The sequence below is a fragment of the Stenotrophomonas sp. GL_101 genome (assembly GCF_057835675.1).
On sequence record NZ_CM174432.1, the window covers coordinates 4,746,028 to 4,757,668 of the forward strand.

The following is an 11,641-nucleotide window of genomic DNA, read 5'->3' on the forward strand; positions in this document are numbered from 1 at the left end:
CCGTTGGTCGGCACATTCCCGCCGCGTGCGGTCAGTCCAGCACGCGGCAGAACACCGCCTTGAGATAGCGCGATTCCTGCACGTGCGCCATGAAGGGGTGGTCCGGACCGGCGCCGGACACCTTCAGGATCTGGATGGTGCGGCCGGAATAGAACGCCGCGCGGCGCAGCATGTCCAGGAACTGGTCCTCGGCCACCAGGCCGGTGCACGAGAACGTGGCGAACAGGCCACCGGGCTTGACCACGCCGAGCGCCAGCTTGTTCATGTCCAGGTACTTCTTCAGCGCGGTGATCACCTGGTCGCGGTCGCGGGTCATCTTGGCCGGGTCCAGGATCACCACGTCGAACCGCTCGCCACGGTTGGCCGCATCGCGCAACCACGGGAACACGTCGGACTGGATGAACTTCGGGCGCACGTTGTTGAGCCGCGCATTGCCCTTGGCCAGGGCGAGCACGTCTTCATCGATATCGATGCCCACCACCTCCGACGCACCGCGGGCAGCGGCATACACCGCAAAACCGCCGGTGTTGCAGCACAGGTCGAGCACGCTCTTGCCGTCTACCTGCTGGCTCAGCCACTGGCGGTTGTCGCGCTGGTCGGCGAAGAAACCGGTCTTGTGGGCACCGGCCGGGTCAGCGCGGAACTTCACCCCGTGTTCGGTGATGACCGCCGCTTCGGTGGTGGTGTTGCCGTGGAAGTCGAAGCTCTCCTGCTTCTGCACGTGTTCGTCGGCGAAGCTGTGGAAACGGCAGCCCGGGAACTGTTCGCGCAGCGCTTCGTAGATCCACTCGCGGTGGCGGAACATGCCGGCGGCGAAGAACTCCACCACCACCAGGTCGGCGTAGCGGTCCACCACCAGGCCCGACAGCCCGTCGCCCTCGCTGTGGACCACGCGCCAGGCATCAGAGACGGCGTCGAGCTTGAGCACGTCACGACGCAGCGACACCGCCTGGGCGATCTTGCGCGAGAACCAGCCGGCGTCCACCGGGATGCCCTGGTCGGTTTCCAGGATGCGCACGGCAATGCGCGAATGGCCGTTGTAAAAACCGCGACCGATCCATTCCCCGTCCACGCCGATGACATCGACGATGGCACCGGGTTTGGGGCGGACGGCAGGCTTTTCGACCAGTTTCTGGAAGATCCACGGGTGGCTGGAGCGCCAGGCATTCTTGAGGCGGACAACGGGGGCAGGGGTATTCATTTCCGCATTGTATGACGCGGCATCGCTGCGCGCTGCCGCCCCACAGTCTGCGCGGCAGACTGTGGGCCCCTCATACCCGCACCCAGACCCCCGGCGCCTGCGGCGCGGCCCCCTGACTCAGGGGGCGTCTGGCTCCGGGCCGGCCGCGTGCTTTTCGCCAGCCGCGCCACTTACCTCCAACGTGGGCGATCCGCGGTGACCCCAGCCTCCGGCGTCCCCCGGTCGATTTGACGCGGCGCCCCCGACCCCGCAGAATCGGCGCCAGAAGGGGAGTAGCTCCCAGACGTTGTCGCCGTCAATTCGAGCCCGCAGGCTCCGGTGCAACGGCAGTCCCACCCATCGGGACTGCGAGCGAGACCTTCGCCGTATGGCGAAGCTCTGTCCCTGGATCCCCCTGATCCTCCGTTGCAGATCCTCGCCGTCCGGCTTGAGGCATTTTTTCTTATCCAACGGACAAACCCATGCAGACGATCGGTAATTTGTGGTTGTGGGGCGGCTTCGGCGCGGTGGTGATCATCGCGTTGCTGGTTGACCTTGTTTTGATGCGACACGGCGGCCCGCACAAGGTCACCTTCAAGGAGGCCCTGTGGTGGTCGATCGGCTGGGTCGCGCTGGCCCTGGCCTTCAACGGTGGTCTCTGGTACTACCTGAACGAGACCGCCGGCCAGGTCGTGGCCAACAAGGTCGGCCTGGAGTTCCTGACCGGCTACCTGGTGGAAAAAGCCCTGGCGGTGGACAACATCTTCGTGTTCCTGATGATCATGGGCTACTTCGCGGTGCCTGAGGAACAGCGGCAGAAGGTGCTTATCATCGGCATCCTGGGTGCGATCGTGCTGCGTACGATCATGATCTTCGCCGGCAGCGTGCTGCTGACCAAGTTCCATTGGCTGCTCTACGTGTTCGGTGCGTTCCTGCTGTTCACCGGTTGGAAGATGTGGTTCTCCGCCGGTACCGAGCCGGACTTGGAGAACAACCCGGCGCTGCGTTGGATGCGCAAGCACCTGCGCCTGATGCCCGAGTACGCCGGTAACGCCCTGAGCACGATGCGCGACGGCAAGCGCTGGTTCACCCCGCTGTTCGTGGTGCTGATCCTGATCGCGGTTACCGATGTGATCTTCGCCGTGGACAGCATCCCGGCGATCTTCGCCATCACCACCGACCCGTTCATCGTGCTCACCTCCAATGTGTTCGCGGTGCTGGGCCTACGCGCGATGTTCTTTCTGCTGGCCGGCATGGCCGATCGCTTCCACCTGCTGCCGTACGGCCTGGCCCTGGTACTGGCGTTCATCGGCATCAAGATGATGCTGATCGACATCTTCAAGATCCCCACCCCGATCTCGCTGGGCGTGGTCGCGGTGATCATCGCCGCCACCGTGGTACTGAGCCTGAAGAACCCGCCGAAGACCGGCGACGCATGACCCCTGGCTGCCACCGGTGGGATTGTCCCGCCGGTGGTACCACTCTCTCCCGCAGCGTTGCCCTTGTGTTCAGCGGCAACGACGCAATCCCTTAGGGTATGAACGCCAACCTGCCCCAGCCCCTGCCCGCCGGCAACACGCCAGACCCGCCCCGCAACGACCGCGGCCGGGTGATGCGGGCGTTCAACCTCAGCCTGGCCTTCGTGCTGGTACTGGTGGCGGTGTTCACTGCCCAAGGCCATTTCGATTGGCGGCCGTGGGCCGTCGCCCCGCTGGAAACGGCCGGGTTGTTAGGCATCCTGGGCGCGCCACTGCTGCACGGTTCGGTACAGCACCTGGGCGCCAACGGGTTCGCCCTGCTGATCCTGGGCACCCTTGCCGGCAGCGTTTATCCCAAGGCCACGCTGCGCGCGCTGCCGTTGCTGTGGATCGGCTCCGGCGTCGGCGCGTGGCTGCTCGGCGATATCGGCAGCCGTCATCTGGGGGCCAGCGGCATCACCCACGGCCTGATGTTCCTGGTCTTCGTGCTCGGCCTGCTGCGCCGCGACCGCCCGGCGATCGCCGCCGGCCTGATCGCGTTCCTGTTCTACGGCAGCATGCTGATCACCATCCTTCCGCACGAGCCGGGGGTGTCCTGGCAGTCGCACATGGGCGGTGCCTTCGCCGGCATCATCAGCGCGCTGCTGTTCCGCCTGTCCGACCCGATGGCCCCGCGCAAGCGTTACAGCTGGGAAGAGGAAGACGAGGACGACCTGGACGCGCGCCCGGACAACGACCTGGAGCCGCCCTCCCCGCAGCGCGTGCCGGTGCTGTGGCAGCCGCGCGAGGGCCAGGACTTCGTGGTGCTGCCGTTCCGCCCGCGCGATCCGGGCGACACCCGCCGGTATCCGGATCCGCCCCGGTAGGCATCGACCGTTGGTCGATGCGCTTGCGCTGCCGATCATTGTCCGTACCGACCAACGGTCGGTACCTACCCGACTCCATCCGGCGTGGGTCAGACCCGGTAGGCATCGACCGTTGGTCGATGCGCTTGCGCGTGCCGATCATTGTCCGTACCGACCAACGGTCGGTACCTACCGGTCGTCCACCGCGCGCCGGCCCAGCGCGGGGTCGTCGGTGAAGAACGCATCGATGCCGGTGGCCAGGTAGGCACGCATTTCGGCGATGGAACCCTCGGCATTGCGCGCGTTGGGCTCGCCCTTGCGGAACTCGGCAGCCTGGAAATAGTTCTCGGGTCGGAACGTATACGGCACCACCATCAGCCCCGCCGCATGCGCGTCGCGCACCAGCGGAGTCGGCGTGCCCAGCTTGCCAGCCGCATCCAGCGGAATGACCATGCGCAGGCTCGGGCCGATGCCGTCGGCGTAGCCGGCCACGGTCTCCAGACCGGCCGGGGTGATCATGTCGGCGTAGCGCTGGCTGCCGTTGACCGCCAGCACATCGCCGGGCTGCTGCTTGGGGTCACCGAGCAGCTGCAGCAGGCGGATGTTGGAATCACCGCCCAGCTTGCCGCGCAGGTAACGCAGGTTGCCCACCTCGAAGGACTGGATCGTCACCGGCGCCACGCGGGTGTATGCATTGCCCTGCAGGGCGGCTAGCACCTTGTCTTCCATCGGCAGGCCGATGCTCTTGAAGTACGTGCCGTGCTTGATCTCCGGCACCAGCCCGATACCGCGGTTGGCGCGGCCGGCCTGCTGGACCAGGAAGGCGATGATCTCGTCCAGCGTGGCGATGCGGAACTGGCCGTCATAGGCGGTGCTGCGCAACTGCGGCAAGCGCTCGCGTGCGTAGAGGGTCTTCAGCTCGGCCAGGGTGAAGTCTTCGCTGAACCAGCCTTCGATGCGCTCGCCGTCGATGGTCTTGACCGTCTTGCGGCTGGCGAACTCGGGATGCGCGGCTACATCGGTGGTGCCGCCGATCTCGTTCTCGTGGCGCGACACCAGTACCCCGTCCTGGGTCATCACCAGGTCCGGTTCGATGTAGTCGGCGCCATCGGCAATCGCCTGGGCATAGCTGGCCAGGGTGTGCTCGGGCAGCAGCGCGCTGGCGCCACGGTGGCCGTAGACGGCCGCCTTGCGCGGCGCGATGGGAGAAGATTCAGCGCTCATGGCCACCGATGGTGCCACGGCCAGCGACAACAGCAAGGCACAACCCCACAACGACTTCGACACTGCAAACCCCTGTTTGATGCGGCCCGCGCCGACGCGGCGAGGGCGTGGAAAGGACCGGTGTAGTGTGCGGGCCCGGTGTGACAGGGGTAAGAAACCAGAGCGGTCAGGCGCGCCTCCCGCTGCACCGCCTTACTTGCCGATGCAGAAGCTGGAAAAGATCCGCCCCAGCAGCTCATCGGCGCTCATCCGGCCGGTGATCTCGCCCAGTGCCTCGTGCGCCAGGCGCAGTTCTTCAGCGGCCAGCTCCAGGTGTTCGTGGACCAGCTCGGCGGCGGCGCGTTCGGCGTGGTCGATGGCCAGCAGGATCGCCTCCACGTGGCGCGCGCGCGCGGAGAACTCCCCCTCCACGCTGTCGCCGGCACCGCCGCTGGCCAGTTCGCGCAGGCGGGTATGCAGTACGTCCAGGCCAAAGCCGCTCGTGGCCGAAACATGCACGATGTTCGGCGCTGCATCTACCGGGAGCGCATCGAGCAGGTCGCTCTTGTTGTGGATCCACAGCTGCTGCGGCACCTCGTCGATGGCATCGCCGATCGAGGCGATGCCGGCCTGCGGATCGCGCGCATCCAGCACCACGATGGCCAGGTCGGTGCGCTGCATCTCCGCGCGCGCGCGGCGCATGCCTTCGCGCTCGATCGCATCACCGCCTTCGCGCAGCCCGGCGGTGTCCACCAGGGTCAGTTCCAATCCGTCGATGCGGATGGTTTCGCGCAACGTGTCTCGGGTGGTGCCGGCGATGTCGGTGACGATGGCGCGCTCGCTGCCGGCCAATGCGTTGAGCAGCGAGCTCTTGCCAGCGTTCGGCGGGCCCACCAGCACCGCATGCAGGCCATCGCGCAGCTTGCGGCCGCGCTCGGCATCGTCGCGCAGCTGCCCCAGCGCGCGCAGGGCATCCTCCAGCCCGCTGCGGACCTGTTCCCCACCCAGCGTATCCAGTGGTTCGTCGGCGAAGTCGATCGCCGCTTCAACATGGATGCGCAGCAGGACAAGCTGTTCTGCCACCGCATCGACGCGACGCGAGAACACGCCGTCCAGCGAGCGCCGCGCCGCGCGTGCTGCGCGGGTGTCGCTGGCCGCGATCAGGTCGGCGATGGCCTCGGCCTGGGCCAGGTCGAGCTTGCCGTTGAGAAACGCGCGTTCGCTGAACTCGCCCGGCCGGGCTTGGCGCGCGCCGAGGGCGATGCAGCGCGCGACCAGCTGCTGCAACACCACCGGGCTGCCATGGCCCTGCAGCTCCACCACCTCTTCGCCGGTGAAGCTGTTGGGCGCCGGGAACCACAGCGCGATGCCGTCGTCGATCACCTCGCCCTGCGCATCGCGGAAGCGGGCGTAGTGCGCGTGGCGGGGCTGCATCGTGCGTACGCCGATGGCCTCGGCAATCGCGCGCGCGCGCGGCCCGCTCAGGCGCAGCATGCCCACGCCCCCGGCACCGGGCGCGGTGGCGATGGCAACGATGGTGTCGATGTTGGACGCGGCAGTCATCGCTTAGAGCTTCTCCAGCTGGGCGCGCGCCTGGGCGGCGGCGCTGCCTTGGGGTTGCAGGGCCAGGTAAGTGCTGTAGGCCTGCTTGGCCTTGGCGGGGTTGCCGGCATGGAAATAGGCGTCGCCCAGGTTGAAATGCGCCACCGCGCGCGACGGATCGATCTTCAAGGTGTTTTCCAGCCAGCGCGCCGCTTCGAGGTAGCGCTGCTGGCGGTAGTAGACAAACCCCAGGTTGTTGGCCGCCTGGGCAAAGTCCGGGCGCAGTTTCAGCGCTTCGGTGAACTGCGCCACGGCTTCGTCATAGCGCTTCTCGCGGTACAGCTGCAGGCCGCGGTCGTTGGCCTGCTGCGCGCGCTGGCGGTCGGATGTCGGCGCGGCCGCTGGCACCACCAGCGTGCTTTTGCCACCCTGCAGGTCGGCCACGGTCACCGGGGTTTCGGCGGGGCCCTTGGCGTCCTGCACGGCATCGACCTTGTTGTTCAGCGCGATGGCATCGGCTGACAACTGGCGCGTGTCGGCGTTGAGGAATTCCGGGTTGTCGGGCACCTGGAACACGAACTCCCCGCCCTGCGACCCGGGCAGGCTGCCGAACGCGGGCGTCTGCTGCGACACCGCCGACACCGCCGGGGCGACGTAGGCAGCCAGCTCGGTGCCGGTGATCAGGCCATCGCCGTTGAGGTCGCCCTTGCCGGCCAGCGCCTGCAGCAGCACCCAGGTGAATACCGAATGGCCATTCGGGCCGCTGTCCGCCACCTGCTGGTCTGCGCCGCCGGCGGTGAGCATCTGGCGCGCGCTGCGGCGTGCGTTCTCGCGCAGGAACGCCGATGACGACGGCCCGCCACGCGTCAGCCCCAGGCCGCTGTAGCAGGCGTCCATGACGAACATCACGTGCTTGGCCTGCATGCTCTCGGCGATGTTCTGGATGTCGGTCATCGCGATGGCATCGGTGGCAAATTCGTTGGGATTGGAATCCACCGGAATGATGTAGCCCAGGTCGCGGCCCGACGCCAGCCGGCGGGTGGCACCATGCCCGGCGAAGAACACGAACACCCGGTCGTCGCGCCCGGTGCGGTCATCGGCCAGGCGGTCATGGAAGGCGGCCAGGATGTTGTTGCGGGTGGCCTGCTGGTTCTTCAGCACGATCACCTGCGAAGACGGGAAGCCGAACTGCCCGGTCAGGGTATCGGCGATGGCCTGCGCATCGTGGCTGGCGTACTCCAGCTTCGGCCACTGGGCGTAGTCGTCGATGCCGATCACGATCGCCCAGGACTTCTGGTAGCCGGTAGTGACCGTGGCCGCAGTGCTGGCGCCCTTGCGCGCGCGGCTCACGGTGAACTCGCGGCCGTTCCAGCCGGCGAACTGGTAACCGTCGGCGATCAGCCGGTCCAGGATCTGCGGCAGCGCCTTGACCGCGCGGTCGTGGATGTCGTGGAACAGGATGATGCCGCGCTGTTCCTTCTGCACCTGGTCGACCACGCGCTGCACGATCGATTCGGGCACCGGGTCGGCCCAGTCCATCGAGTCGATGTTCCACATGATCGATTTCAACCCGGCTTCGTTGAGCAGCTGCAGGCCTTCGGCGTTGCGCGCGCCATACGGGAAGCGGAACAACGGGGCGCGCTTGCCGTCCACGTGCTTGAGCAGGGTGTCGGTGCCCAGCACCTGTTGCCGCAATGCATCGCCGGTGGTGCGCGACAGCTGCGCGTGGGTGAGGCTGTGGTTGCCCACCGCGTAGCCCTGCTCCATCAGGCTGCGGCTGATCGCGGCCATCGGGCCCAGCTTGACCTTGCCATCGGCCTGCACTTCGCCCAGGTTGCGGCCAACCTCGAAGAACACGCCGGGCACGTCATAGCGCTGCAGGATGGCCACTACTTCATCGGTGTAGGCCTTGTGCGGGCCATCGTCGAAGGTGAGCACCACCGTCTTGGCCGGCAGGTCGCGGCCGAAGATTTCGCGGTCGCTGTCCTGCATCGACATCGGGTACGGCTCGATCACCCCGTAGTCGCGCAGGATCGTGTCGCGGCGGTACTGCCGGTGCAGGTGGGCGATGTAGTCCTCCCACTTCTCGCGCTTGAGCGCGATGGACCGGGTGCGGTCGAAGCGACTGAAGATGCCGGTGAGTTCCTGGTTGTAGTTGCGCTCGATCTGATCCAGCGCCTCCAGGTCTTCGCCGATGCGCTGGTGCAGTTTCACCGCCGGCAGCGAGGAATCCTGGCCGACACGTTCATGCAGGTCGCGCAACACTTCGCGGAAGGCCAGGCGGTCGGCATCGAACAGCGCCGGGTCCGATTCGATGTAGTCCAGCACCGTGCCAAGCGTGGCAAAGCGCTGCGGGCTGGGGCTGCGCAGCAGCGTGTCGACGCGGGCAGCGATGGCCGCGCGCTGTTCCAGCCCATCGTGGAACAACTGCTGGCCGATGCGGCTGGAGGTGGCGCGGTCGGCCGGGCTCTGCTGTGCCTCATCGGCCAGCAGCACGATGATGCGGCGGTGGCCGTCGAGTTGTTTCTGCAGCGCGGCCAGCAGTGGCGCGGCGGTGGGATCGGTGCCGGTTGCCGCCGCGACGCTGTCCTGGTGGGGCGCGGCCGTATTGTCTGCGCCCTGTTGGCTGCACCCGACGGCAGCCAATGCCAGCAGCACGGGCAGGAACAGGCGGAACAGCGACGACGCACGCGGCATGGCAGGCTCGGAAAGCAGAAGGTTCAGTGCCGGCGATTCTACCCCCGGCATGCGAAAAGCCCGCCATTTGGCGGGCTTCTCAGGAGCAGCCGACCAACGGTCGGCTCTACTTCTTTTTCACCGGGGCAGTCACCGCCGGCAACGGTTCGCCGCCGTGGCGCTTGGTCATCCACCACTGCTGCAGCAGGCCCAGGCCACCGTTGACCACCCAGTACAACACCAGGCCGGACGGCATGAAGGCCATCATGACGCCGAACACCAGCGGCATCATCTGCATCATCTTGGCCTGCATCGGGTCCATGCCCGGGGCCGGGGTCAGCTTCTGCGTGGCCCACATCACCGCCACGTTGATCACCGGCAGGATGAAGTACGGGTCGCGCGCGGTCAGGTCCTGGATCCAGCCCAGCCACGGCGCCTGGCGCAGTTCCACCGATTCCACCAGCACCCAGTACAGCGCGAAGAAGATCGGCATCTGGATCAGGATCGGCAGGCAGCCGCCCATCGGATTGATCTTCTCTTTCTTGTACAGCTCCATCATCGCGGTCTGGAACTTCTGGCGGTCATCGCCATAGCGTTCCTTCAACTGCGCGATGCGCGGCTGGAAGCGGCGCATCTTGGCGCCACTCTTGTACTGCACCGCCGACAGCGGATACAGCACCATCTTCAGCAGCACCACCAGGCCCACGATGGCCCAGCCCCAGTTGTTGACCAGCTTGTGAACCTGGTCCAGCACCCAGAACAGGCCCTGGCCGATCATCGCCATCATCGGGAAGCGGCTGTAGTCGACCACGCGGTCCAGGCCCGGCACGTCTTCCTTGGCGAGCAGGTTGACCAGCTTCGGGCCCACCCACAGGCGCGCTTCGGTGCTGACCTGCTGGCCCGGGGCCACGGTGAAGGCCGGGCCGGTGGCCTGGATCTGGTCACGGCCATCGTGCTGGGACAGCATGTAGTTGGCGGCCTGGTCCTTCTGCGGGATCCACGCGGTGAAGAAATGGTGTTGCAGCATCGCCACCCAGCCACCGGTGACCTGCTGGTTCAGCGGGCCATCGTCCAGGTAGTCCTTGAAGGCACGCCGCTGGTACTTCTTCTCGGCGTCATACCAGGTAGCGCCATTGAAGCTGAAGGAATCGGGGTTGGTCATGCTGCGCGACAGGATCGTCGGGCTGCGGTCCAGGGTGCGGTAGACATAGCCGCTCCACGGCGCGGCGCCGGCGTTGATCACCTCGTCCTTCACCTTCACCGCGTACTCGTTGCGGCTGACGGTGTAGGTGCGGCGGATGCTGACGCCATTGGGACCGTTCCACACGAACGGCACCTGCAGCTGGTCCTGGCCCTTGGCCAGTTCAAGCTGGGCCTTGTCGCCGACCAGCGTGAAGCCGTTGGCTTCAGGCACCGGCATGCTCTTGTCCTGGCTGGTCCAGCCACTCACCGCGCGGTACGGGTGGGTAGCGTCTTCGGTCAGCAGGCGCACCGGCGGGCTGCCGTCAGCCTTGGTCTGCGGGAACTGCAGCAGCTCGGCGTCCAGCACCGTGCCGCCATCCAGTACCAGGCGCAGCACATCGGTGGTGATCGTCACCCGGGCAGCGCCGGCCTGGGCCGGCGTACCGGCCTGGACGGCGGGCGCGCTTCCGGGCGCATGCGGCACCACGGCGCCCGGGACGGTACCGGTCGCGCCGGGCACGGTTGCCTGGGTCTGGGCGGCCACCGGCGTGGTCACCGGTGCGGCCTTGTCGCGGCCCCACTCCATCCACAGCAACACGGCCACCATCAGCCAGGCAAAAATCAGGAAAACGCGGGTCTGGTTCATCAGCGTGCAGGCTCGACGTGGCCAGCAGGTGATGCCGGCTCGGACTGGGAAAGGGATTCAACGCCCAGGGGCGGCGGCATTGTGCCGTCCGCAGCCGGCAGGGGCAATGCGCCAAGGCGGCGCAGCAGGCGTTCAAAGGCCTGGCGGATCTCATTGTTGCTGGCGGTACGGGCAGCGCTGCGGGCGACGACGACAAAATCGCCGGCACTCATCCACGGCCGTAGGTGGCGTGTGGCATCGCGCAGCACACGCTTTACTCGGTTGCGACCCACGGCACGGGGATCGACTTTGCGCGACACGGCCAGACCCAGCCTGGCCGGAGAATCACTCTTCAGCCAGTGCAGGGTCATCAGCGGGTCGGACACACGGCGGGCGCCGTTGAAGACCGTTGTATATTCGGCACGCGTACGAACCCGCGCTGAGCGAGGAAATCGCTTGCGCGGGTCGGAACTGCTCACAGTCAGGATTGCGTCTGCCGCAGGAAGCGGCATCGCAATCAAGCGCTCAGGACTTTACGGCCCTTGGCGCGGCGACGCGACAGGATCTTGCGGCCGTCAGCGGTCTTCATACGGGCACGGAAGCCATGGTCGCGCTTACGCTTGAGGTTGCTGGGTTGGAAAGTGCGCTTGGTGGCCATGCGGGCCTCTATATGAAGGGGACGGAAAGAGCCGGAAATTGTATAGAGCTCATCACGGTGCCGTCAAGTGCTGTGCTCTACGGGATTTCATCGGGCTGTGCAATAGCTGTGGATCATTTTGTGAATAACTTCGGGACAACCATTCCCGGCCCACCCCGTCGGTGGTAGTCTGCGCCATCCATTCTTCCCCCTTCCGGCCTGCGGTGCGGCGGTTTCCTACGCCTATACGCTGGCCTCAGACGATTATTGCCG

Annotated in this window: 9 protein-coding genes; 2 read left to right on the plus strand and 7 right to left on the minus strand. The window is 66.6% G+C overall.

The annotated features are described in order from the left end of the window. Positions 1–31: 31 nt before the first annotated feature. Positions 32–1,201 carry a class I SAM-dependent rRNA methyltransferase gene (locus tag AC3IR9_RS20850; RefSeq protein WP_489293176.1) on the minus strand — a complete coding sequence of 390 codons (1,170 nt, stop codon included), beginning with the start codon at positions 1,199–1,201 and terminating at the stop codon, positions 32–34. A gap of 461 nt (positions 1,202–1,662) precedes the next feature. Here AC3IR9_RS20850 and AC3IR9_RS20855 point away from each other — a divergent pair, with 461 nt between their 5' ends. Next, positions 1,663–2,619 (plus strand): TerC family protein, encoded by a 957-nt coding sequence (locus AC3IR9_RS20855; RefSeq protein ID WP_489293178.1) that lies wholly within the window; start codon positions 1,663–1,665, stop codon positions 2,617–2,619. A gap of 98 nt (positions 2,620–2,717) precedes the next feature. Next, positions 2,718–3,524 (plus strand): rhomboid family intramembrane serine protease, encoded by an 807-nt coding sequence (locus AC3IR9_RS20860; protein ID WP_489293180.1) that lies wholly within the window; start codon positions 2,718–2,720, stop codon positions 3,522–3,524. A gap of 168 nt (positions 3,525–3,692) precedes the next feature. On the opposite strand, the gene AC3IR9_RS20865 is transcribed toward AC3IR9_RS20860, so the two are convergent. The 6 genes from AC3IR9_RS20865 to rpmH all read right to left on the minus strand — a co-directional run bounded on the left by AC3IR9_RS20865 (position 3,693) and on the right by rpmH (position 11,389). Further along, complete coding sequence (locus AC3IR9_RS20865) at positions 3,693–4,727, minus strand: glycerophosphodiester phosphodiesterase (RefSeq protein ID WP_489293182.1); 1,035 nt, start codon at positions 4,725–4,727, stop codon at positions 3,693–3,695. A 192-nt stretch (positions 4,728–4,919) separates the two neighbouring features. Then, positions 4,920–6,269: a tRNA uridine-5-carboxymethylaminomethyl(34) synthesis GTPase MnmE gene (mnmE, locus tag AC3IR9_RS20870; RefSeq protein WP_489293183.1), complete on the minus strand. Its 1,350-nt coding sequence runs from the start codon at positions 6,267–6,269 to the stop codon at positions 4,920–4,922. Between the two features lie 3 nt (positions 6,270–6,272). After that, on the minus strand, positions 6,273–8,945 hold the full coding sequence (locus AC3IR9_RS20875) for a polysaccharide deacetylase family protein (RefSeq protein WP_489293185.1): 2,673 nt from the start codon (positions 8,943–8,945) through the stop codon (positions 6,273–6,275). A gap of 106 nt (positions 8,946–9,051) precedes the next feature. Then, positions 9,052–10,752 carry a membrane protein insertase YidC gene (yidC, locus tag AC3IR9_RS20880; RefSeq protein ID WP_489293186.1) on the minus strand — a complete coding sequence of 567 codons (1,701 nt, stop codon included), beginning with the start codon at positions 10,750–10,752 and terminating at the stop codon, positions 9,052–9,054. Then, positions 10,752–11,243 (minus strand): ribonuclease P protein component, encoded by a 492-nt coding sequence (rnpA, locus tag AC3IR9_RS20885; RefSeq protein WP_489295934.1) that lies wholly within the window; start codon positions 11,241–11,243, stop codon positions 10,752–10,754. Before rnpA ends, yidC begins: the two co-directional genes overlap by 1 nt. Before the next feature lie 5 nt (positions 11,244–11,248). Beyond that, a complete protein-coding gene (rpmH, locus tag AC3IR9_RS20890; protein WP_006404565.1) occupies positions 11,249–11,389 on the minus strand; it encodes a 50S ribosomal protein L34 in 141 nt (46 codons plus the stop codon). Positions 11,390–11,641: the final 252 nt, after the last annotated feature.

Bases quoted from the DNA above. Each gene is read 5' to 3' on its own strand.
- AC3IR9_RS20855 (WP_489293178.1), top strand. From the start codon at position 1,663: ATGCAGACGATCGGTAATTTGTGGTTGTGGGGCGGCTTCGGCGCGGTG.
- yidC (WP_489293186.1), bottom strand. From the start codon at position 10,752: ATGAACCAGACCCGCGTTTTCCTGATTTTTGCCTGGCTGATGGTGGCC.
- AC3IR9_RS20850 (WP_489293176.1), bottom strand. From the start codon at position 1,201: ATGAATACCCCTGCCCCCGTTGTCCGCCTCAAGAATGCCTGGCGCTCC.
- AC3IR9_RS20860 (WP_489293180.1), top strand. From the start codon at position 2,718: ATGAACGCCAACCTGCCCCAGCCCCTGCCCGCCGGCAACACGCCAGAC.
- AC3IR9_RS20865 (WP_489293182.1), bottom strand. From the start codon at position 4,727: ATGAGCGCTGAATCTTCTCCCATCGCGCCGCGCAAGGCGGCCGTCTAC.
- AC3IR9_RS20875 (WP_489293185.1), bottom strand. From the start codon at position 8,945: ATGCCGCGTGCGTCGTCGCTGTTCCGCCTGTTCCTGCCCGTGCTGCTG.
- rpmH (WP_006404565.1), bottom strand. From the start codon at position 11,389: ATGGCCACCAAGCGCACTTTCCAACCCAGCAACCTCAAGCGTAAGCGC.
- mnmE (WP_489293183.1), bottom strand. From the start codon at position 6,269: ATGACTGCCGCGTCCAACATCGACACCATCGTTGCCATCGCCACCGCG.
- rnpA (WP_489295934.1), bottom strand. From the start codon at position 11,243: ATGCCGCTTCCTGCGGCAGACGCAATCCTGACTGTGAGCAGTTCCGAC.